At 73.0% G+C, this 20789-nt stretch carries 19 protein-coding genes and 1 pseudogene; 14 read left to right on the forward strand and 6 right to left on the reverse strand.

Annotation, left to right across the window (positions count from 1 at the left end; genetic code table 11):
• From ACLVWQ_RS39390 to ACLVWQ_RS39415, 6 genes and pseudogenes are all read left to right on the forward strand, one after another.
• Positions 1 to 264 (forward strand): annotated as a pseudogene (locus ACLVWQ_RS39390) (hypothetical protein); the annotation flags it as partial.
• 143 nt (positions 265 to 407) lie between these two features.
• Positions 408 to 1313, forward strand: a complete 906-nt coding sequence (locus ACLVWQ_RS39395) for a universal stress protein (RefSeq protein ID WP_414114134.1) — start codon at positions 408 to 410, stop codon at positions 1311 to 1313.
• A gap of 165 nt (positions 1314 to 1478) precedes the next feature.
• Positions 1479 to 2360, forward strand: coding sequence for a universal stress protein (locus tag ACLVWQ_RS39400; protein WP_414114135.1), 882 nt, complete (start codon positions 1479 to 1481; stop codon positions 2358 to 2360).
• A gap of 362 nt (positions 2361 to 2722) precedes the next feature.
• Positions 2723 to 5494 carry a GNAT family N-acetyltransferase gene (locus ACLVWQ_RS39405; RefSeq protein WP_414114136.1) on the forward strand — a complete coding sequence of 924 codons (2772 nt, stop codon included), beginning with the start codon at positions 2723 to 2725 and terminating at the stop codon, positions 5492 to 5494.
• A gap of 13 nt (positions 5495 to 5507) precedes the next feature.
• Positions 5508 to 6257: a CBS domain-containing protein gene (locus ACLVWQ_RS39410; protein WP_414114137.1), complete on the forward strand. Its 750-nt coding sequence runs from the start codon at positions 5508 to 5510 to the stop codon at positions 6255 to 6257.
• Positions 6258 to 6368: 111 nt separating this feature from the next.
• Entirely contained in the window at positions 6369 to 6902 is a 534-nt protein-coding gene (locus ACLVWQ_RS39415) for a flavodoxin domain-containing protein (RefSeq protein ID WP_414114138.1), read from the forward strand.
• Between the two features lie 236 nt (positions 6903 to 7138).
• On the opposite strand, the gene ACLVWQ_RS39420 is transcribed toward ACLVWQ_RS39415, so the two are convergent.
• The gene (locus ACLVWQ_RS39420) at positions 7139 to 7804 is read right to left on the reverse strand and encodes a CBS domain-containing protein (RefSeq protein WP_414114139.1); all 666 of its coding nucleotides are present in this window, start codon (positions 7802 to 7804) and stop codon (positions 7139 to 7141) included.
• A gap of 99 nt (positions 7805 to 7903) precedes the next feature.
• Positions 7904 to 8773, reverse strand: a complete 870-nt coding sequence (locus ACLVWQ_RS39425) for a universal stress protein (RefSeq protein WP_414114140.1) — start codon at positions 8771 to 8773, stop codon at positions 7904 to 7906.
• 174 nt (positions 8774 to 8947) lie between these two features.
• Here ACLVWQ_RS39425 and ACLVWQ_RS39430 point away from each other — a divergent pair, with 174 nt between their 5' ends.
• A complete protein-coding gene (locus ACLVWQ_RS39430; RefSeq protein WP_414114141.1) occupies positions 8948 to 9850 on the forward strand; it encodes a universal stress protein in 903 nt (300 codons plus the stop codon).
• Between the two features lie 78 nt (positions 9851 to 9928).
• Here the strand turns inward: ACLVWQ_RS39430 and ACLVWQ_RS39435 are convergent, their stop codons facing one another.
• Positions 9929 to 10951 (reverse strand): Acg family FMN-binding oxidoreductase, encoded by a 1023-nt coding sequence (locus ACLVWQ_RS39435; protein WP_414114142.1) that lies wholly within the window; start codon positions 10949 to 10951, stop codon positions 9929 to 9931.
• A 264-nt stretch (positions 10952 to 11215) separates the two neighbouring features.
• On the opposite strand from ACLVWQ_RS39435, the gene ACLVWQ_RS39440 reads away from it, so the two are divergent.
• Positions 11216 to 11803 carry a hypothetical protein gene (locus ACLVWQ_RS39440; protein ID WP_414114143.1) on the forward strand — a complete coding sequence of 196 codons (588 nt, stop codon included), beginning with the start codon at positions 11216 to 11218 and terminating at the stop codon, positions 11801 to 11803.
• Positions 11804 to 11889: 86 nt separating this feature from the next.
• Here ACLVWQ_RS39440 and ACLVWQ_RS39445 read toward each other — a convergent pair whose 3' ends face one another.
• A complete protein-coding gene (locus ACLVWQ_RS39445; protein ID WP_414114144.1) occupies positions 11890 to 12567 on the reverse strand; it encodes a CBS domain-containing protein in 678 nt (225 codons plus the stop codon).
• 49 nt (positions 12568 to 12616) lie between these two features.
• A complete protein-coding gene (locus tag ACLVWQ_RS39450) occupies positions 12617 to 13081 on the reverse strand; it encodes a cyclic nucleotide-binding domain-containing protein (RefSeq protein WP_414114145.1) in 465 nt (154 codons plus the stop codon).
• 207 nt (positions 13082 to 13288) lie between these two features.
• On the opposite strand from ACLVWQ_RS39450, the gene ACLVWQ_RS39455 reads away from it, so the two are divergent.
• The 3 genes from ACLVWQ_RS39455 to pflA all read left to right on the forward strand — a co-directional run bounded on the left by ACLVWQ_RS39455 (position 13289) and on the right by pflA (position 17384).
• Positions 13289 to 14197, forward strand: a complete 909-nt coding sequence (locus ACLVWQ_RS39455) for a universal stress protein (RefSeq protein ID WP_414114146.1) — start codon at positions 13289 to 13291, stop codon at positions 14195 to 14197.
• A gap of 143 nt (positions 14198 to 14340) precedes the next feature.
• Positions 14341 to 16608 carry a formate C-acetyltransferase gene (pflB, locus tag ACLVWQ_RS39460; protein ID WP_414114147.1) on the forward strand — a complete coding sequence of 756 codons (2268 nt, stop codon included), beginning with the start codon at positions 14341 to 14343 and terminating at the stop codon, positions 16606 to 16608.
• Positions 16609 to 16619: 11 nt separating this feature from the next.
• Positions 16620 to 17384 (forward strand): pyruvate formate-lyase-activating protein, encoded by a 765-nt coding sequence (pflA, locus tag ACLVWQ_RS39465; protein WP_414114148.1) that lies wholly within the window; start codon positions 16620 to 16622, stop codon positions 17382 to 17384.
• On the opposite strand, the gene ACLVWQ_RS39470 is transcribed toward pflA, so the two are convergent.
• Positions 17378 to 17737 carry an STAS domain-containing protein gene (locus tag ACLVWQ_RS39470; protein ID WP_414114149.1) on the reverse strand — a complete coding sequence of 120 codons (360 nt, stop codon included), beginning with the start codon at positions 17735 to 17737 and terminating at the stop codon, positions 17378 to 17380. The genes pflA and ACLVWQ_RS39470 overlap by 7 nt on opposite strands.
• Positions 17738 to 18021: 284 nt before the next feature.
• Between ACLVWQ_RS39470 and ACLVWQ_RS39475 the strand changes: the two genes are divergently transcribed.
• The 3 genes from ACLVWQ_RS39475 (at position 18022) to ACLVWQ_RS39485 (ending at position 20788) form a co-directional block, all read left to right on the forward strand.
• A complete protein-coding gene (locus tag ACLVWQ_RS39475; protein ID WP_414114150.1) occupies positions 18022 to 19089 on the forward strand; it encodes an alcohol dehydrogenase catalytic domain-containing protein in 1068 nt (355 codons plus the stop codon).
• A gap of 17 nt (positions 19090 to 19106) precedes the next feature.
• Entirely contained in the window at positions 19107 to 19790 is a 684-nt protein-coding gene (locus tag ACLVWQ_RS39480; protein ID WP_414114151.1) for a pyridoxamine 5'-phosphate oxidase family protein, read from the forward strand.
• 161 nt (positions 19791 to 19951) lie between these two features.
• The gene (locus ACLVWQ_RS39485; RefSeq protein WP_414114152.1) at positions 19952 to 20788 is read left to right on the forward strand and encodes a universal stress protein; all 837 of its coding nucleotides are present in this window, start codon (positions 19952 to 19954) and stop codon (positions 20786 to 20788) included.
• Position 20789 lies beyond the last annotated feature (1 nt).

Below are 20789 nucleotides of genomic sequence, written 5' to 3' on the forward strand. Positions count from 1 at the left end.
GCTGTGACCGCGGGTGTGGCGTTGCGGTTGGCGGCGGTGGCGGGGACGGCGTTGATGGCGTTCATGTGGATCGCGGAGTGGCCGCCGGCGAAGCATCTGTCGGACGGTGCGGCGAGTATGTCGACGAATCCGTTCGCCGACTATCACGTGATCTATGCGGTGGCTCTGGTCGCTGTCGCGGTGGCGGGTGCGGGTGTCACCTGGGGTCTGGGCAGGGTCTGGGCGCGGCTCCCCGTGGTCCGCGACCACACCTGGCTGCGATGACCGCGGAAGACGCGGTGGACCCGTCGTCACGGGCCCACCGCGTCCCCCCTGCTGTATCCGCCGGTCCGACGAGTCCGCCCGTCCCCGGGCCGTCCGTCCCGGCCACCCAGGCTGAACCACGTCACCACCCAGGAGGAAGAATCATGGTCCGCACGGTTGTCGCAGGTCTGGACGGCTCGGCCGAGAGCCTGGCCGCGGCCGAGTGGGCGGCCCGCGAGGCGAGGCTGCGCGGTCTGCCGCTGAAGCTCGTCCACGTATGGGAGCCGGTCCCCGAACCCATCGCCCAGGCACCCCTCATGGGCGCCGAGACACAGCAGCACTGGACCGAACGCATCCCCCGCGAGGCAGCCGACGGCATCCGGCTGCGCCACCCCGGGGTGGACGTGACCGTGGAGCAGTTGAGCGGTCCGCCCCGTGAGGTGCTGGCACGTGCGGCGAAGGACTCCGAACTGCTGGTCCTCGGTTCCCGGGGCATGAGCGGCATCGGCGGCTTCCTGCTGGGCTCCGTCGGCCAGGCCGTCGTGGCCCAGGCCGAGCAGCCCGTGGTCCTGGTCCGGGCCGGGGAACAGGCCGCCGACGAGCACGCCATGGACCCGTCCGGCATACCTTCCGGCGCGAGCCCCTTCCTGCCGGTCGTCCTCGGCCTCGACACCGACAACCCGCACGACACGGTGATCGAGTTCGCCTTCGACGCCGCGGTCCGGCGGGAAACGGGCCTACGGGTCGTCAACGGCTGGAACCCGCCGCCCTACTACGCGTACGGACTCTCCTCGGATCTCGCGCTCCACGACGAACTGTCCAAGGAGCGGGCCGCGGCCCTCACCGAAGTGCTGCGCCCGTGGCGGCGGAAGTTCCCCGCCGTCGAGGTCGTCCCGCAGTCCCGCTGGGGCAGCGCGGCCAACCACCTGGTGGACGCGTCCCATGACGCGTCCCTGCTCGTCGTCGGCCGACGCGTCCGGCGCAACCCCTTCGGCGTGCACATCGGTCCCGTCACGCACGCCGTCCTGCACCACTCCGCAGCACCCGTCGCCGTCGTGGCGCACGACTGAGGCACACGGCTGAGGCGTACGGCAGAGGCGTACGAGAGAGGAGACCACGATCATGAAGGCAGCCGTTGTACGAACCTTCGGTGAGCCCCAGTTCATCGAGGAGCACCCCGGAGCCCGGATCGTCCGCGGCCTTGCTTTCCGTCCCGGTGCGGGACGGTGAGCGCGGTGAACATCCTTCTGGTGGTCGGGGTCGACGGTTCCGAGCCGAGTCTGCACGCCGTCGACTGGGCGGTCGACGAGGCCGCCCTGCGCGGCGCGCCGCTTCGGCTGGTGTACGCGTCCCTGTGGGAGCGGTACGAAGGCGCCGCGCTCGCCCAGGGCCTCGGCAGGACGTCCGAGCAGATCCTCGCCGACAAGATCGTCGAAGCGGCCGCCCACCGGGCCCGCCGTCGCCGGCCGGACGTCAAGGTCGACACCGAGGTGCTGCAGGACGCACCGGTGCCCGCTCTGGTGCGGGAAGCCCGCCGCGCCGCCCTCCTGGTCCTCGGGTCACGCGGCCGAGGCGGGGTCGCCGAACTGCTGCTGGGTTCGGTGAGTCTCGCGGTCGCCGCCCATGCCGACTGCCCGGTGATCGTGCTGCGCGGCGACCACAGCAGCCGGACGGGCCCCGAGGCCCATGGGCGCGTCCTGCTCGGCGTCGCCGAGGCGAAGCGCGGCTCGGCCGCCGTGCGCTTCGCCTTCCAGGAGGCCAAGCGACGAGGCGCCGCCCTGGAGGCGGTACGGGCCTGGCGATGCCCCGCCTACGAGAGCACCGACCATCCCCTGCTGGCCGGGGAACCGGCCCGCCTGCACGAACAGCAGGCCGGCGAGATACTCGCGGCGGCGGTGGACGAGGCCGCGGCGGAGTATCCCTCCGTGGAGCTGCACCGGCGCATCGTCGAGGGCACCGCTCGCAAGGTGCTGCTGGACGCCTCGGCCTCCGCCGACCTGCTCGTCGTCGGAGCCAGGCGCCGGAACGGGCACTTCGGACTCCAGCTCGGCCGCGTCGCCCACACGGCGCTGCACCACTCGGCCTGCCCTGTGGCCGTCGTACCGCAACTGGGCTGATCACGCGGCCCCGTTCAGCGCTCGCCACGTGACCGGGGACATGGGTCCGCGGATCACGTGGCGGCCGCTCACCGCCTGTCGGACGCGGCCGGTCGACGCCGGGTGCGGCGGGCTTTCGTGCCCGGCGCCAACTCCGGTACCGGCAAACGGAGGTGGCGGACCTGGCGGACCTGGCGAGCTGGGTAGGGCCCGGCTCGTTGATGGTCACCGCCCGCCGCCCGCCGCCCCCGGCTGTCCGGACGGCCACACGGCCGGGAACCACGGGCCGACCGGCCCTCATGCCGCCCCCGTACAGCCCATGGGTCCGCAGACCGGACCGCTGGATGCTCGAAGTGCCCAGAGGCCTTGAGGAGAGATCCACGATGACGGACGAAGACGAAGCACTCGGCCGACGCACGGTCCACGCCCTGCTCGCGGACGGCACCACCGTGTGCATCCGTCCCGTGGCACGAGGCGATCACGACCAACTGCAGGGACTCTACGAGGAGATGTCCCCGGACAACCTCCGGCTGCGCTTCTTCGCGGCGAGCCGGCGCTCCGCCGAGATGGCCGCCGACCGTGCCTGCGCACCGCCGCGACCCGGCTACCGGGCCCTGCTGGCCGAGACACAGGGGCACGTGATCGGCCTGGCCGAGTACGACACCGACACCAACACCGACGGGAGCGGCGACGACGGCGGCGACTCGGCCGAGATCTCCATCGCCGTGGCCGACGGGCTCCACCACCGTGGCATCGGCACCCTGCTCGTCGAGCACCTGATCTCCGCCGCGCGGGCGGAGGGCATCGTCACGTTCACGGCCGACGCGCTCAGCGAGAACCACGAGGTCCTCCAGCTCTTCGCCGACCTCGGCCTGCGCACGGCCCGTCGCTTCGAGGGCCCCGAGGTGCGCTGCACCGTGGAACTCGCCCAGGACGACGCCTACTTGACGGCGGTGGAAGCACGTGGGCGGGCCGCAGCCGTCGCGAGCCTCGAACCGCTTCTGCGGCCCCGCGTCGTCGCCGTCGTGGGCGCGGGGCGCCGGCCCGGCTCTGTCGGGCGGGCCGTCCTGCACCACCTGCACGCGGGTGGCTTCACCCGACGGCTCTTCGCGGTGAACCCGTCCGCCACGTCGATTCTCGGCGTGCCGTCGTACCCCTCGGTCAGTGCCCTGCCCCGGACCCCCGACCTCGCCGTCGTCGCGGTCCCGGCCGCCGCGGTCCCGGCCACCGCCGAGGAGTGCGGCAAGGCCGGCGTCCGGGCCCTGCTCGTCGTCTCCGCCGGTCTCGACAGCGCCCAGGCGCATGCGCTGACGGCGGCGTGCCGCACGTACGGCATGCGGCTCGTCGGACCCAACTGCCTCGGTGTCTCCAACACCGAACCGGGCCTGCTCCTCGACGCCACCTTCGCCGCCGACCACCCGCGCCCCGGTACCGCGGGCGTGGCCGTGCAGTCCGGCGGCGTGGGCATCGCGCTCCTCGACGGCCTGTCCCGGCTGGGCATCGGCGTGTCCTCCTTCGCCTCCCTCGGCGACAAGTACGACGTCAGCGGCAACGACATGCTCCAGTGGTGGGAGAGCGACGGCCGCACCGACCTGGCCCTGCTGCACCTGGAGTCCTTCGGCAATCCGCGGTCCTTCTCCCGCACCGCCCGCCGGGTGACCCGGCGTATGCCCCTGCTCACCGTCGACGCAGGCCGCACCGACGCGGGCCGCCGCGCCGCGGCCTCGCACACGGCGGCCGCCGCCACCCGGACGATGACCCGCCAGGCGCTGTTCACCCAGGCGGGCGTCACCGCCACCCGCTCGGTCGCCGAACTCCTCGAAGCCGCCGCCCTGTTGCACTCCCAGCCGCTGCCCGCCGGGACCCGCGTCGCGGTCGTCACCAACGCGGGCGGTGCGGGCGTCCTGGCGGCCGACGCCTGTGCGGAGGCGGGGCTCGTGCTGCCGCCGTTCACCCCGGGGACGGTCGACGACCTGCTCGCCGTACTGCCCGAGGGCGCCGTCGTCGGCAACCCCGTCGATGTCACACCCGCCGTCACCGAGGAGCAGCTCAGGAACTGCGTCGAGCGGATCACCCGCTCCCCGGGAGTCGACGCCGTCCTGCTGGCCCTCGTCCCCACGGCGGTGGCCGAGGCCACCGGCGACGACCTGATCCGCGCCGTCACCCGGCCACGGACCCCTGACTCCGCCTCCGGCCCTGGTGCGGACGGGACCCGCGGGCCCGGACACCGGACACGGCCGGTGGTCGCCGTGCGCCTCGAACAGGACCTCCCGGTCAAGCTGCTGCCCGCCACCGACGGCGGCACCGTCCCGTCGTACGCCGAACCCCAGGCGGCGGCACGGGCACTGGCCCACGCCGCCCACCGCGCCGCCTGGCTCAGCCGCCCCGCCGGAACGGTCCCGGAACTCGACGCCGTCGACACACAGCGCGCCCACGAGGTCGCCGACGCCTACCTGACCGCCCACCCCGAGGGCGGCTGGCTGGACCCGCGCACCTGCGCCGAACTCCTCGCCTGCTACGCCGTCCCGCAGCTCCGGTGGGCGTGGGCCGAGACCGAGACCGACGCCGTGATCGCCGCCGAGCGGCTGCGCGGCCCCGACGGGCGGGTGGTCATGAAGGCCCACTGGCCCGGCCTGGTGCACAAGAGCCAGCAGCACGCCGTCCACCTCGACCTCCAGGGCGACTCCCAGGTGCGCGCCGCCTTCCGGGACTTCGAGACCCGGTTCGCCGGACTGCTGACCGGTGTGGTCGTGCAGCCGCTCGCCGCCCGCGGCACCGAACTCTTCGCGGGCGTCGTCCAGGACGAGGTCTTCGGACCACTGGTCCTGTTCGGCCTCGGCGGCACGGCGACGGAGGTACTCGCGGACCACGCGGCCAGGCTCGCCCCGCTGACCGACCAGGACGTGCACGACCTGATCACCGCACCGCGCTGCGCCCCGCTCCTCTTCGGGGCGGACGGCGGCGGCCCGGTCGATCTCGCGGCCCTCGAACAGCTGCTGCTGCGCCTGTCCCGCATGGCGAGCGACCTGCCCCAGCTCGCCGAGGCCGACTTCAACCCCGTTCTCGCGGCGCCGGGCGCGGTCTCCGTGCTCGACGCGCGTGTGCGCCTGCTGCCTCGCAGGCCCCAGGACCCGTACCTGCGCCGACTCCGCTGAGGAGGAAACAACCATGAAGCACAACAAGGTCGGATCCGTGATGACCACGGAGGTCGTCCGGGCCGAGTACGGCACCCCGTTCAAGGAAGTGGCACGGCTGCTCGCCGACCACCGGATCAGCGGCCTGCCCGTGGTCGACGAGGACGAACAGGTCATCGGAGTCATCTCCGAGACCGACCTGATGGTCCGGCAGGCACTGACCGCCGACCCGTACGCGCCGAGGCGGCGGCCCTGGCTCACCGGGCCGGCCAAACTGGCCGGCCTGACGCGGGGCGCCAGGAAGCAGGCCGTGAAGGGACGGGCCCGTACCGCGGGGCAGTTGATGACGGCCCCGGCCGTGACCGCGCACGCCGACGACACCATCGTCGAGGCCGCCCGCACCATGGCCCGGCGACGCGTGGAGCGGCTGCCGGTCCTGGACGAGGAGGACCGGCTGGTCGGCATCGTCACCCGCCGTGACCTGTTGCAGGTGTTCCTGCGGCCGGACCGCGAGATCCGCCAGGAGGTGATCGACGAGGTGCTGGTACGGGCGCTGTGGCTGGCACCCCAGACGGTCGACGTCTCCGTGACCGAAGGTGTGGTCACGCTCACCGGCCACATGGAGCGCAAGAGCGAGACGGAGATCGCGGTCTCCATGACGCGCCAGATCGACGGCGTGGTCGGCGTCGTCCACAAACTCACCTTCCGCCTGGACGACGCGCGCTTCCAGCCCGACGAGCAGGCGCTGCACGGTGTCGCCGACACCTGGCTGCGCAGGATCTGAGAGGACGCGCGGCACGGGGCCGTGAGAACAGCGAGCCGAGAGAACCGAGAGAACCGAGAGAACCGAGAGAACCGAGAGAACCGAGAGAACCGAGAGAGGAGGCGGACCGTCATGCCGGACAGCGTGCTGGTCGCCTACGGGACGAAGAACGGCTCGACCGCCCGGATCGCCGAGGCCATCGCGGCGGTCCTGCGCAAGGACGGACTCGTCGCCGAGTCACTGCCGGCGCGGTCCGTGGCGGCGGACGTCGGGTCGTACGACGCCGTGGTGCTCGGCGGTGGCCTGTACGCCGGGCACTGGCACCGGGACGCCCGCCGGTTCGTCCGCCGCCACCGCGGGGAACTGGCCGGCCGGCCGGTGTGGCTGTTCAGCAGCGGCCCGCTCGACGCGTCGGCCTCGGAACGGGACATCCCGCCGGTGCCCGATGTGACACGGGCCATGGACGGACTGGACGTCAGGGAGCACGTCACCTTCGGGGGCTGCATCGAAGAGGGCGCGAAGGGGTTCGTCGCCCGGATGATAGTCCGCTCCGGAAAAGGCGGGGACTTCCGGGACTTCACCGCCATAGAGGCGTGGGCAGCGCGCATCGGAGCCGCACTCGTGGACGACCGGAGTCAGAGCCGGGGCCATGACAAGCGGAACTGAAACGAACTGAAACGTACTGGACCCGACTGGACCGAGCCGCCGAAAGCCAGTCCTCACGGCTCTTGCGGGCCGGGCACTCTCCCGGGAGTCGCGAGGACACCAGCGCGAGGACGACGCGGCTGGGGAGACGCACGACCTCGCGCACCGGCCGCCGCCCTCATCGGCGCACAGGGCGGCGGCCGTTCGAGCGAGCACCGGACCTCGGGTACACCACCGGGCCACGGGTCTCAGGTACGTCATCGGTGCACGAGGTCGATACGGACGTCCACGACCCCCTCGACCGCCCGCACGGCCCTGGCCAGTACGGGTACGAGACCGCGGTCGGGCAGGGAACCGCTCAGCGTGACCACTCCGTCGGCCACGCCGGCCGTCACCGTGGTGGTGATCGGGAGCTGGGTGAGGACGGACCGCCGGACCTCGTCCGCGATCTCCTGGTCGGGCCGCAGGAAGACCTTGAGCAGGTCGCCGCGGCTCACCACTCCCTGCAGCAGGCCGATCCCGTCGACCACCGGCAGGCGCTTGACCCGACGGCGGGCCATGATGCGGGCGGCCTCGGCCAGCGTGGCGTCCGGATGGACGGTGACGGCGGGGCTGCTCATCAGCTCACCCGCGGTCAGTGCGCCTGCCTTGGCCCGTTCCGCCGGGTCGCAGTCACGGCCGGCGAGGCGGTCGTCGGCGTCCCGGAACTCCTCCTTGGGCAGCAGATCGGCCTCGGAGACCACGCCGATGACCCGTCCCTCGCCCGCCAGGACCGGAAGCGCGCTGACCTTCCACTGACCGAGCAGTTCGACGACCTCCTTGAAGGTCGCGTCGCGCCCGACGGCGACGACGGTGTGGGTCATCACATCGCTCACCGTGCGCGGAGAGCCGGCGGATGTGAAGGTGGACGATGAGTCGGACATCGCAGCCTCCCGAAGCGTGCGTCCTGTTCCCGGTGTCCCGGCCTTGCCGGGAGCGTCTGATGGTCTGGCGGCCCGGCGGGGGCCGATGCCCGTGGCGTGTCACCCGGGCACGACGGCCACCGGGCACCCGGTGTGCCGCAGCAGGTCGTCCGCGACGGCGGGCAGACCGTTTCCGTACGGGTGCCGCCGCCCGATCACCACCAGCTCCGCGTCGCCCGGGTTGCGGATCAGCGCCTCGGCCGGTGAGAACAGGACGACGTCCTCGAGTACCCGTACGTCCGGGTACTTCTCACGCCACGGCCGTACCGCGTCGGACAACAGCTGCACCTCGTGGTCCTCCCAGGCGGCACGGTCCTCCTCCGGTACGGAGAAGGGGAGTTCGGCGGCGGACGGAGGAAGCGCCCAGGCGTGCAGGACGCGCAGCCGGGCGCGCCGCAGACGTGCCGTGCCGAAGGCGAAGTCGATCGCGTCGCCGGCCGGGCGGCGGGCATCGACGCCGACGGTGACCTGCGCGGGCCGGTGCGCAGGGCCCGCGCGGACGGGGCCGTCGGGCACGAGGACCACCGGGCAGGTGGCCGTCCCCGCGACGTGCCGGACGGTCGTCGACACCGGGCCGGGGCCGGAGAGTTCGTCCTCTCCGGGCAGGCCGAGGACGACGATCTCCGCGTCCTGGCACAGCGGGTACGGCTCCGGCACGGCCGCTCCGGTGAGCCGCGCCGTGTCGGTGACGATCCGCACGTCCGGGTGCCTGTGAGTCAGTTCGGCTGCCAGTTCGGCCGCCACCTGGGGCGTCACGGAAGCCGGCCGGCCCGGCTTCGGCCGGGGCGCGTCGAGGGCGTCCGGCGCGGCGACATGGACCACTCGCAGAGGCAGGCCGCGCCACCGGGCCTCGCGTGCGGCCCAGTCGGCGGCGACACGGCTGCGTGCCGACCGGTCGACTTCGACGACGATCACTCGCTGGCCGGGCATGCGACCTCCCAGTTCTGTGGGAGAAGTTCTCCCCATCACCACCTTGGACCCGGACGGCGCTCCTGCGCAGAGGCCGAACGGTCCCCGGCACAGACCTGGCGGTCCCTACCCGAGGGCCAGGCCCGGGACGACGCCGGCCGTGAGAAGCAGACCGAGATACTGGAGGTGTGCGGAATGCTCGCGCCCGTGATCGCCGGAGTCGACGGCTCCGCAGAGAGTTTCGCCGCAGCCGAGTGGGCGGCCCGCGAGGCCGTACGCCGCGAACGTCCCCTGTTGCTCCTGCACGCCCGCAGCCGCCCGCCCCGCCGGACGGACGGCGCGCAGGCGAACGCGGCCCAGCGGCATCTGGCCCGGCGTGCCCTGCGACAGGCGGAGGAACGCGTCCGCCGTTCCTGCCCCGCGGTGCTCCTGTCGGACGAACAGGTCGAAGGGCCCGCGTCCGCCGCCCTGCTGGCCGCGGCCGACCGGGCGGACCTGCTGGTCCTCGGCTCGCGCGGGCTCAGCGGCTTCACCGGATTCCTGGTGGGGTCCGTGGCCCTCGCGGTGGTGGCGAGGTCGACCTGCCCGGTGGTCCTGGTACGCGCGGGGGAGGAGGCGCAGGACGAGCACGTACCCGCGGAGGACGGGAGTCCCTCGGCCCGCACCGGATTCCGGGACGTGGTGCTCGGTCTCGACGCCGGTGACCCGAGCGACGAAGCGATCGAGTTCGCCTTCGAGGCGGCCCGCCGGCGCGGCGCCCGGCTGCGGGTTCTCTACGCCTGGCAGCCGCCCTCGGCGTTCGAACTGGGCCCGGGAGACATCGCGCTGGCGGACGAGCCGCGGCAGGCGCGGGAGTGGCAGGGCTTCCTGTCCGCGGTGCTTCAGGTGTGGCGGGAAAAGTACCCCGAAGTCGAGGTGGTGGAGTGCGTACCGCAGAGCAAGGCCTCGACCGCGCTGGTCCGGGCCGCCTCCTCCGCCGGCCTCCTGGTGGTCGGCCATCGCCTGGCCGAGCGGCCGGTGGGACCGCGTACCGGGCCCGTCACCCACGCGGTGATCCAACACGTCGGCTGCCCCGTGGCCGTGGTGCCCCACAGGTGACCTGAGCCCTCAGCCTTCGGGTGGACGAGGCAGCGTGCCGGAGCGGCCGGCCCGGCCCACGCGGTGGTCACTCCGTGGTCAGCGCGTCGCGTCGGTCGCGCCGGGCGCGCCGGAGGCCGGCAGCGAGTCGTCGGCCAGTGCCCGGTCGGCCGTGCGGCGTGGGGAGGGCGGGCCCTCCGGGCCGTATCCGAGGCGCAGCACCATCTGGGCGTGCGCACGCCGGGCGCCGTCGCCACCCAGGAGCTGGTCCCGCAGGTCCGGCCATTCCAGGGCCTGGTGCAGCAGGGACGTCCGTACGCCGTGAGCGGTGGCCACCAGCAGGACGCGTTCGAGTGCCTGGCCGGCGCGCAGCCAGTCGGTCCGCCGGTCGTGCGCCGTGGACAGTACGGCGATCGACGGCCGCTTCTCGAAGGGGCGGGCGAGGAGAGCGTCGGGGTGCCGGTGCGCCCCGAAGTCCCGCATCGGAACGTGCTCCCCGTAGTCCTGCGGTCCCACGGCGGCGGGCGGTACGCCGAGACCGTCGCCGTTCGGCTCGTGCGCCCAGCGGCGGCTCTCCGCCGCCCGGTCGGCGTCGGCCGTGTTGCGGTGTTCCGCCTCACGGGTCAGGCGCAGGATCCGGTCGGTCTCCGCGGGACCGGGACGGCCTAGGAGGGCCCCCTCGGCATGGGCGGCCTCCGCGAGCTCGGTGCGGACGACCGTCGGCAGGGGGCGCGCGGAGAACGGGAAGCGGCTGCTGTGCCGACGCCACAACGTCGTGTACAGGTGGGGGGTGCAGGACGCGGTGGTCGTCCCGCTGAGCCGTACGGTCGCCAGCAGATCCGGCTCGTCGGGCCGGGGCAGCAACCGGGTCACCGGCTCCCAGCCGTAGTGGGCCACCGCCACGCGGAGGTTGAGGAGAGCGCACCCGACGGAGAGGTACAGGCCCCGCCCTGTCGGGTCGACGTGGCGAAGACCGCGTGCCGCCGCCGCCCGGATCTCCAGCGTCATGGCGTCCGGGTCCAGCCGGAAGCGCCACGGCTGCGTGTTGTGGATCGAAGGGGCGGCCACGGCCGCCGAGACGAGGCTCTCCAGCGTGGTGACGTCGAGAACGGCGGTTCGCATCGGGAACTCCTCCCAGCCCCGCGCCGATGGGCGGCGGGGCTCTGCCGGCAAGTTGATCCAGGCTGGCGCGCGGGTTCCAGCGTGGCGCGGACAGGCGGTCGGACAGGAGGGGCCGTACGGCCTTGCCGGGTCCCGAACGGCCCGGATATCGCGGACCTGAGGCACCTGCCGCGGTCATCTCGGAGGTGAGACGTTCAGTGCGGTTCCTCAGCAAGCACAGTTCCTCAGTCTCAAGTCTCAGCTGCCCGTGAGGGGGTTCGACCGATGCCGAAGGTCAGGCGTACCAAGGTTCTGGGATGGCGATGGCGGCACAATCCGCTGCGGCGGCACAGCGACGCGGTGGAGGCGTGGATCGTCCTGGCCACCTGGGTGCTGGCGACGGTCGGCGGGGTCGCCGTGGGAGCCGTCTCCGCGCAGGGGATGCAGGACGCGATGACGCGGAGCCGGGCAGCGCGCGAGGAGGTGTCCGCGGTGCTCCTGGAGACGGCGCCGGCCGGCCTGCGGGACGTGACCACGGGAGCCGTCTACTCCCAGGTGCGAGCGCGGGTGCGCTGGACCGACGACACGGGGACCGTCCGCACCGACAGCGCGAGGGTGCGGGCCGGTACGGAGGCCGGTGCCACCGTGCCGGTCTGGACGGACGGGCACGGCCGCCTGGTGCCCGCGCCGATGAGCCGGGCGGAGGCGCAGGCGCGCGCGATCCTGACCGGATCCGGAGTCACCGCCTTCGGCGGTCTGGTGATCCTCGCGGGCGGACGCCTCGTCCGGCTGCGGGTCGAGCGCCGGGCGACGGAGCAGTGGGGCGAGGAGTGGGAACTGGTCGGACCGCGGTGGAGGCGCAGGGCCGGCTGAGCCGGGCACCCCGAGCGGCGGGGATGAGGACGGGGTGAGGGGCCGTGCGGACGTCCGCACGGCCCCTCACCTCACGAGCCATGAGTTCACGAGCCGGAGTCGGAGCCGTCGTACCCGGAGTCGTGACCGGAGAGGTCGAACTCGACGTCCACGACCCCCTCGACCGCCCGGACCAGACGTGCGGCCACCGGGACCAGGGACGTGTCCCGGATGTGTCCGCTGAGCTTCACCACGCCGTCCCGCACCTCGGTCCGCACGACGGACGAGGGCGTGGGGAACAGGTACGCGACGACTTCCCGCCGGACCTCCTCCGCCATCTCCTCGTCGTCCCGCAGGAAGACCTTCAGGAGGTCGGTGCGGCTGACGACGCCGCGCAGCGTGCCCGACGCGTCGACGACGGGGAGCCTCTTGACCTTGGCGTGTGCCATCGTGCGCGCTGCCTGGGCGAGCGTCGCGTCGGGGGGTGTGGTGAGGGCCGGGGAGGTCATCAGTTCCCCCGCGGTCACCGCGCCGGCCTTGGCGAGGTCGGAGAGCCTGCGCAGCTGCGTGTAGCGGTCGGGGTCGCTGTCGCGGAACTCCTCCTTGGGCAGCAGATCGGCCTCGGAGACGACCCCGATCACCTGCCCCTTGGCTCCCACCACGGGCAGGGCGCTGACCTTGCGCTCCTGCATCGTCTGCACGATCTCCTTGAACGAGGCCTTGCGGTCCACCGTGGCGACGGTGCGGGTCATCACATCGCTCACGACGTGCGGTGTGCCGTGCATGGTGCCTCCTTGAACGCGTCGGTACGGGCGGGCGGGCCATGGGCCGGCTTCACAGGAGACTGCCGCTGCCGTAGGGGGCGTACAGGTCCAGCAGCCGGGTGCGGGCCGAGCGCAGCCGGTGGGCCAGTACGTCACCGACCCACTGGGTGACCGCCACACCGAACGCCGGATCGTTCCGGCACAGGGCGCGTACGGTCGTGGCGTCGAACTCGTAGGCCCGTACAGGAGTCGTCGCCTCGGCGCCCAGGTGCCAGGTGTGCGGCGCGAACAGCCAGGACCAGCCGATGAGCTGGTTGTGCCCGAGCGTCTCGATGACCGCTGCCCGCCGGCCGGGCACCCGCATGTCGAGGGCGACCGTGCCGGTGCGCACGATCCAGAACCGGTCGGCGCGGCTACCCTCCTCGAAGAGGCGGCTACCCGCCTCGAACGACACCTCCCGGGCGAGGTCCGTCAACCGCTGCCGGTGCTCGGCGGGGAGGGCCCGCAGCATGCTCGACGTGACGGGATCGTTCATGACGTGCCTCCATCGGTGCATACGGTGCATAGGGTCCTGGCAGTCACAGCGTCCTACCGGGGCACGGGCGGGACCATGGGCCACCCGGCCCCACGACCAGGCCACCCGGTACGGCGGGAAGGCCGTTCGGCACCCTGCGCACGGCTCCTTTCCTGCCCGAAGCTCGACGAGAAGAGCTTGAGCCCCGGATTCAGGAGGTACGCAGCCATGCTTCGCCATGTCACCGCGGGAGTCGACGGTTCCGTCGAGAGCGTCGCGACCGCACACTGGGCGGCCCGGGAAGCCGTACGCCGCGGAGTCCCGCTGAGGCTGGTGCACGCCTGGAAGTGGCACCCCCGCCCGCCCGGCTCCGTCCCCGCGGACAGCAGCGAGCGCGAATGGGCCCAGCAGACGCTGAACGAGGTGGTCCGCGGTGTGCGGGCCGCACACCCCGACCTTCGGATCGACGCCCGGCTGGTGTCCGACTCCCCGGTCGAGGCCCTGCTCGCCGCGACCGACGATTCCGAGGTCCTGGTACTGGGTTCCCGAGGGCTCAGTGGTCTCGCGGGGTTCATGGTCGGCTCGGTGTCCCAGCGGGTCGTCGCCAGGTCCGTACGCCCTGTCGTGCTCGTCCGCGCGGGCGAGGCGACGGCCGACGAGTACCCCACGACACCCGGCGGGGCCGCCTCGGAGGACGGCTCCGAGCCCCCGTACCGCGATGTCGTCCTCGGTCTGGACATCCGGCACCCCTGTGACGAACTGATCGAGTTCGCCTTCGAAGCCGCCCGGCAGCACGGTTGCGCACTGCGCGTGATCCACGCCTTCAGCGTTCCCTCGGCCGACGGCGCCGACCTGCACGCGGTCACCGGGGCAGGGGCCGAGGTGCTCGCCGCCCAGGAACGCGCCGTCGTCGCGACGCTGCGTCCGTGGTGTGCGAAGTACCCCGAGGTCCCGGTGACCGAGACCGTCTCCGAAAGCAGGCCGGCCGGCGCCCTGGTGCACGCGTCGTCCGAGGCCTGTCTCGTCGTCGTGGGCCGCAGGACCCGGGAGAGCCACCTCGGACCGCACATCGGTCCCGTGGCCCACGCGGTGCTGCACCACGTCCGCTGCCCCGTCGCCGTGGTCCCGCACGTCTGAGCCCACCCGGCCCCATCGGCCCGGGGCCGGGCGGACCACCCGCCGGACCTGTCCGGCACTGCCCGTGACGACCGCGGCGCAGCAGCATGTGAAGCGAGTCGGACACGCGCAGACGGAACGAACCAGGGAGAGGACGACCGGCGATGACCGCAACCGTGAAAGCCGCGAAGACCGGCAGCCGACAGGCCGAGGCCTGGCACGGCTTCGTCGGGACGCAGTGGCGGGGCCGCGTCGACGTACGCGACTTCATCCAGGCCAACTACACACCGTACGAGGGGGGCCCGGCGTTCCTGGCCGGTCCGACCGAACGCACCCTGGCCGTCTGGCACGAGGTGAGCGCGCTGTTCCCCGAGGAACGGCGCAAGGGCGTCCTGGACGTGGACGCGGGCACCCCGTCCACCATCACGTCGCACCGGCCGGGCTTCATCGACCGCGAGCGCGAGCTGATCGTCGGCCTGCAGACCGACGCCCCGCTCCGGCGGGCGATCATGCCGAACGGCGGCCTGCGGATGGTCGAGAACGGGCTGAAGGCGTACGGCTACCAGCCCGACCCCTTCGTCACGCGCGTCTTCGGGACCTACCGCAAGACCCACAACGACGGTGTCTTCGACGCCTACACGCCCACGATGCGGGCCGCCCGCAAGGCGGGGATCATCACCGGCCTGCCCGACGCCTACGGGCGAGGGCGCATCATCGGGGACTACCGGCGGGTGGCGCTGTACGGCACGGCCCGGCTGACCGAGGCCAAGGAGGCCGAGCGCGCCCTGCTGGACGCACAACCCTCGGGCCCCGACATCATCCGGGACCGTGAGGAACTGGCCGAGCAGATACGGGCGTTGGACGAGCTGACACAGATGGCGGCCTCGTACGGCTGCGACGTCACCCGTCCGGCCGCCACCGCCCACGAGGCCGTGCAGTGGCTCTACCTCGGTTACCTGGCGGCGGTGAAGGAACAGAACGGCGCGGCCATGTCGCTGGGCCGCACCTCCACGTTCCTCGACGTCTACCTCCAGCGGGACCTGACGGAGGGCCTGATCGACGAGACCCGCGCCCAGGAACTGATCGACGACTTCGTCATCAAGCTGCGGATCGTACGGTTCCTGCGCACCCCGGAGTACGACGCGCTGTTCTCCGGTGACCCCACGTGGGTGACGGAGTCCATCGGCGGCCTCGGCACCGACGGGCGGCCGCTGGTCACCCGCACCTCCTTCCGCTTCCTGCGGACGCTCTACAACCTCGGCCCGGCCCCGGAACCCAACCTCACCGTGCTCTGGTCGCCCGAACTCCCGTCCGGCTTCAAGGAGTTCTGCGCCCAGGTGTCGATCGACACCAGCGCGGTCCAGTACGAGTCGGACGAGCTGACGCGCCCGCGCACCGGCGACGACACCGCGATCGCCTGCTGCGTCTCCGCGATGGCGGTGGGCCGGCAGATGCAGTTCTTCGGCGCCCGGGTCAACCTGGCCAAGGCCCTGCTGTACGCGGTCAACGGCGGCCGGGACGAGATGACCGGCGAGCAGATCGCCCCGCCGGCGCCCGCGCTGACCGGGGAGTACCTGGACTACGAGGAACTGTCGGCGGCGTACGACCGGACACTGGACTGGCTGGCGGCCACCTACGTCAACACGCTGAACGTCATCCACTACATGCACGACAAGTACGCCTACGAGCGCATCGAGATGGCCCTGCACGACCACCCGGTGCACCGCTTCATGGCCTGCGGCATCGCCGGTCTGTCGGTCGCCGCCGACAGCCTGTCCGCCGTCAGGTACGGCAGGGTGAAGGTGATCCGCGACGCCACCGGACTGGCGGTCGACTACGAGACCGAGGGCGACTGGCCGGCGTACGGCAACAACGACGACCGCGCCGACGCCATAGCCGTCGCACTGGTCGAGTCCTTCATGGCCAAGGTGCGCGAGCACCCCACCTACCGGGACGCCGAGCACACGCAGTCGGTGCTGACCATCACCTCGAACGTCGTCTACGGCAAGCACACCGGCAACACCCCGGACGGCCGCCGCGCCGGACAGCCCTTCGCGCCCGGCGCCAACCCGATGAACGGACGTGACCGGCACGGGGTGGCCGCCTCCGCGCTCTCGGTGGCCAAGCTCCCGTACGAGCAGGCACGTGACGGCATCTCGCTGACCACGACGATCACACCCGAGGGTCTGGGCCACCGCCCGGAGGAGCGGGCGGCCCACCTGGTCGGCATCCTCGACGCCTACACGGCCTCGGGCGGCTTCCACATGAACGTCAACGTCCTCGACCGGGCGACGCTGGAGGACGCGATGGAACACCCGGAGAACTACCCGGAGTTGACGATCCGGGTCTCCGGATACGCCGTCAACTTCGTACGCCTGACCCGCGAGCAGCAGCTCGACGTGATCAGCCGCACCTTCCACGGCTCGCTGTGAAGGAGCGGACCGTGACCGAGCGTGCCGAGAAGGCGAAGGCGAGCACGGCGACGACCGGGCGGATCCACTCCTGGGACCTGTCCACCGGCGTGGACGGGCCCGGGACCCGGTTCGTGCTCTTCGTCAGCGGCTGTCCGCTGCGCTGCCTGTACTGCGCCAACCCCGACACCTGGCACATGAGGGACGGCCGGGAGGCCACCGTCGACGAGGTGATGGCCGAGATCGACCCGTACCGGGGATTCGTCACCACCGCCGGGGGAGGGGTCACCCTCACCGGCGGCGAGCCCCTGCTCCAGCCCGCCTTCACCGCCGCGGTCCTGCGCCGCTGCAAGGAGGCCGGGCTGCACACCGCGCTCGACACCTCGGGCTTCCTCGGTGCCCGCGCCACCGACGAACTCCTCGCCGACACCGACCTGGTGCTCCTCGACATCAAGTCCTTCGACGTCAACACCTACCGAAAGCTGACCGGCGGCGAACTGGCGCCCACCCTGAACTTCGCCACGCGGCTCGACCGGCTCGGCGTCCGCATGTGGATCCGCTACGTCCTGGTCCCCGGCTGGACCGACGACCCCGAAGCGGTCGACGGCCTCGCCCGCTTCGTCGCCGGCCTCGGCAGCGTCGACCGCGTGGACGTCCTGCCGTTCCACCGGCTCGGCGCGGCGAAGTACGAGGCCCTCGGCCTGCCCTTCCCGCTGCGCGACACCCCGGGCCCCGGGCCCGAGCTCGTCGCGCGGGTCCGGGAACAGTTCCGGGAGCACGGAGTGGCCGCCTACTGAACCGCGTGAGCCGGCCGGGCCGCGCGGCACAGGGTGAAGACACCGGACAGGCCCGCGCCGCCCAGCACACGCAGGAAGCGGGTGTCCTCCGTGACCAGACACAGGCGGCCTCGCCTGGCCAGGACCCGGCTGCGGGCGCGGCACAGGAGGTTCAGCCCGGCGCAGTCGATGAAGGACACGCCACGCAGGTCCACCACCAGGTCGGGGCACGGACCGGCCGTCAGTGTGTCGAGGCGGGCCGAGACGGCCGGTGCCGTGGCGATGTCGATCTCGCCGCGCAGCTCCACGACGGTCGCGCCGCCGGTGTCGGGTGCGCGGTGGTGGCAGGTGGACCTGGAACGGTTCTCGGACATGAGCCGAGCAAAGCCGGGACCACGTCCCGGCCGGAAGGGCCGTTCGGTCCCCGCCGAACGGGTCCGGTCGGCGGGCGCCCGGCCCGCCGCGCGGCATCCCGGCCCGATCGCCCCACCCGGCGGACCATCAGGGCCGACCGGCCCAAGCGCACCCCTGCCGCTCCGGACAAGCTGGACGTGCGAGGCACTCCCGACGCCGTGCCGGTGTCTGCCGGCCCCGGCCCACGGGGAGCGCCGGGCGCGGGCCGCGGGCCCGGACAGACAACGAGGAAGGTGGATTCGACATGAAGGGCTTCGTCTTTCACGGCTCCGGGCAGGCCGCCTGGGAGGATGTCCCGGACCCGGCCGTCAAGGATCCCACCGACGCGGTGGTGCGCGTCGATGTCGTCACCGTCTGCGGGACGGACCTGCACATCCTCAAGGGCGACGTGCCCGAGGTGCCTCCCGGCACGGTGCTGGGACACGAGGCGGTCGGCGAGATCGTCGAGGTCGGGTCCGACGTACGTACCGTGCGGCCGGGCGACCGGGTACTCGTCTCCTGCATCAGCGCCTGCGGTCGCTGCCGCTTCTGCCGGGACGGGGCGTACGGCCAGTGCCGCGGGGGCGGGGGCTGGGTCCTCGGCCACCTGATCGACGGCACCCAGGCCCAGTACGTCCGGGTGCCGCACGCCGATCTGTCGGTCCACCTCCTTCCCGGCACGGTGGAGAGCCGGGACGCCGTCCTGCTGGCGGACGTCTTCCCGACCGCGTACGAGGTCGGTGTCCTCAACGGGCGGGTACGGCCCGGTGACACCGTCGCGGTGATCGGGGCCGGCCCCATCGGCCTGGCCGCCGTCGCCGCCGCCCGGCTGTTCACCCCCGAGCGGATCATCGCCGTGGACAAGGCGGCCGCACGGCTGGACGCGGCCAAGGGCCTCGGCGCCGATGTCGTGGTCGCCGCCGGGGAAGACCCCGAGCAGCTGATCGCCGACCTCACCGACGGGACGGGCGTGGACGTGGCCATCGAGGCCGTCGGCGTACCGGAGACCTTCGAGCTGTGCACGCGCGTCGTACGCCCCGGCGGGCACGTGGCCAACGTCGGCGTGCACGGCGGGCCCGCGACCCTGCATCTCGAAGATCTGTGGATCAGGAACGTGACCATCACGACCGGACTGGTCGACACCACCTCCACGCCCACCCTGCTGCGGATGGCGGCCGCCGGCCGGCTGCCCACCTCGCCGCTGGTCACCCACAGCTTCCCGCTGGAGCGCATGGAGGAGGCGTACGACGTCTTCGGCCGGGCCGCCGACACCGGCGCCCTGAAGGTGCTGCTCGGCGGAGCGCGGCACGAGGTCGCCGTCCGGGGGGTGTGACGAAAGGAGTGAGGGCCATGACCGATCAGCCGCCCTCGAAGTCCCGGAACGCGGCAGGGAGAGCACCCCTGGGCGATCTGGGGCGCCGCCTCGCCCTGCGGCGCGCGGAACTCGGCCTGAGCAGAACGGAGACGGCCGCCCGAGCGGGCATGGCCCTGAGCTACCTCCGGTACCTGGAAGGGCATCCGGGCGCCGCGCCGGACGCGAGCGTCCTCCTCAGACTCGCCGGGACCCTGGGCACCACGGTGGCGGAGCTCACCGGCGGCAACACCGCTCTGCCGCCCGGCGTCGGACGGGCCTCCCGGAACGCCGAGTTCACCGAGCTGACCGCGGAGGAGTCCCGGGCGCTGCTGCGGACGCACGGCGTGGGACGGATCGCGGTGTCGACTCCTGAAGGGCCGGTCGTCGTCCCCGTCAACTACGGCGTCGTCGAGGGGGACATCGTCTTCAGGACCGCTCCCGGCGCCGCCCCGGCACGGGCAGCCGGCCACCTGGTCGCCTTCGAGGTCGACCGCGTCGACGACGCCCTCAGCCGGGGCTGGAGCGTGCTGGTGCGGGGTCACGCTCGTACGGTGACCGACCCCGCGACCGTACGTCTGCTCACCGAGTCGGCCCACAGCACGCCCTGGGCCGGAGGGGAGCGGGACCTGTGGATCCGCATCGCCCCCGTCGCCGTCACCGGACGCAGGATCACCACGTGAGGGGGCCGCTCCGCACACCGCGCACCGGACCGTACGGCCCAACGGCGAGGGGCCGTACGGCGCGGCGCCGGGTTCTCAGGGGCCCTGCTCCGAGGCCGCGCGAGCGACGAGCATCTCCCTGGAACACGGAAGGAACGGCAGGAACGGAAGGGAGCACGACGATGAGGGTCCATCAGGTGGTCGCCGGAGTGGACGGCTCGCTGGTCTCCGTACGGGCGTTGGACCGGGCCGCGGACGAGGCGGCGCGCCGCGCGGCCGCACTGCGCGTCCTGTACGCCGTGCCCGACCTCGACGAGGCCGGTCCGATCCTGGCCGCGGCCGCGGCCAGGGTCCGCGCACGCCGCCCCGGGCTGCCGGTGACGACACAGGCCGTGCGGGGCAGCGCCGTACGGGCCCTGGCGCACGCGAGCGAGGACGCCGCGCTCACCGTCGTCGGTACCCGCGGACTCCGCGGGTTCACCGGCATGCTGCTGGGCTCCGTGAGCCTGCGTCTGGCGGCGCACGCGCACGGCCCGCTGCTGGTCGTACGCGGCGATCACCGGTGCGGGGACGGCGGTGAGGTGCTGCTCGGCCTGGCCGGCGAGGCGGACACGGACGCGGCCGCCCACGCGTTCCAGGAGGCGGAGCGGCGCGGGGCCCGGCTCCGTGTCCTGCACTCCTGGAACCAACGGCACATCACCCCCGAACTGCCCCTGCTCGCACCCGCGTCCGCGCAGACCCCGGCACAGGCGCGGCTCACCCGGCGGGCCGGGGCCGAGGAATCCGTGCCGCGCTACACCATGGCCCGGCTCCAGGAGCAGCACCCCGCCGTCGGCATCGACGCCCGTACGGTCCGCACCGGGCCGGCACACGCACTGCTGGAAGCCACCCGCACGGCCGACGTCGTGGTCATCGGCGCCCACCGCCGCACCCACCACGTCGCGCCGCGGCTCGGCCCGGTGGCGCACACCCTGCTGCACCGCTCCCACTGCCCCGTACTCGTCGTGCCGAGCGGATGAA

The sequence above is a fragment of the Streptomyces sp. CWNU-52B genome (assembly GCF_047444975.1).
Classification (GTDB): Bacteria; Actinomycetota; Actinomycetes; order Streptomycetales; family Streptomycetaceae; genus Streptomyces.

Bases quoted from the DNA above. Each gene is read 5' to 3' on its own strand.
- ACLVWQ_RS39405 (WP_414114136.1), top strand. From the start codon at position 2,723: ATGACGGACGAAGACGAAGCACTCGGCCGACGCACGGTCCACGCCCTG.
- ACLVWQ_RS39435 (WP_414114142.1), bottom strand. From the start codon at position 10,951: ATGCGAACCGCCGTTCTCGACGTCACCACGCTGGAGAGCCTCGTCTCG.
- ACLVWQ_RS39440 (WP_414114143.1), top strand. From the start codon at position 11,216: ATGCCGAAGGTCAGGCGTACCAAGGTTCTGGGATGGCGATGGCGGCAC.
- ACLVWQ_RS39425 (WP_414114140.1), bottom strand. From the start codon at position 8,773: ATGCCCGGCCAGCGAGTGATCGTCGTCGAAGTCGACCGGTCGGCACGC.
- pflB (WP_414114147.1), top strand. From the start codon at position 14,341: ATGACCGCAACCGTGAAAGCCGCGAAGACCGGCAGCCGACAGGCCGAG.
- ACLVWQ_RS39395 (WP_414114134.1), top strand. From the start codon at position 408: ATGGTCCGCACGGTTGTCGCAGGTCTGGACGGCTCGGCCGAGAGCCTG.
- ACLVWQ_RS39420 (WP_414114139.1), bottom strand. From the start codon at position 7,804: ATGTCCGACTCATCGTCCACCTTCACATCCGCCGGCTCTCCGCGCACG.
- ACLVWQ_RS39470 (WP_414114149.1), bottom strand. From the start codon at position 17,737: ATGTCCGAGAACCGTTCCAGGTCCACCTGCCACCACCGCGCACCCGAC.
- ACLVWQ_RS39445 (WP_414114144.1), bottom strand. From the start codon at position 12,567: ATGCACGGCACACCGCACGTCGTGAGCGATGTGATGACCCGCACCGTC.
- ACLVWQ_RS39485 (WP_414114152.1), top strand. From the start codon at position 19,952: ATGAGGGTCCATCAGGTGGTCGCCGGAGTGGACGGCTCGCTGGTCTCC.
- ACLVWQ_RS39410 (WP_414114137.1), top strand. From the start codon at position 5,508: ATGAAGCACAACAAGGTCGGATCCGTGATGACCACGGAGGTCGTCCGG.
- ACLVWQ_RS39450 (WP_414114145.1), bottom strand. From the start codon at position 13,081: ATGAACGATCCCGTCACGTCGAGCATGCTGCGGGCCCTCCCCGCCGAG.
- ACLVWQ_RS39430 (WP_414114141.1), top strand. From the start codon at position 8,948: ATGCTCGCGCCCGTGATCGCCGGAGTCGACGGCTCCGCAGAGAGTTTC.
- ACLVWQ_RS39455 (WP_414114146.1), top strand. From the start codon at position 13,289: ATGCTTCGCCATGTCACCGCGGGAGTCGACGGTTCCGTCGAGAGCGTC.
- ACLVWQ_RS39415 (WP_414114138.1), top strand. From the start codon at position 6,369: ATGCCGGACAGCGTGCTGGTCGCCTACGGGACGAAGAACGGCTCGACC.
- ACLVWQ_RS39475 (WP_414114150.1), top strand. From the start codon at position 18,022: ATGAAGGGCTTCGTCTTTCACGGCTCCGGGCAGGCCGCCTGGGAGGAT.
- ACLVWQ_RS39480 (WP_414114151.1), top strand. From the start codon at position 19,107: ATGACCGATCAGCCGCCCTCGAAGTCCCGGAACGCGGCAGGGAGAGCA.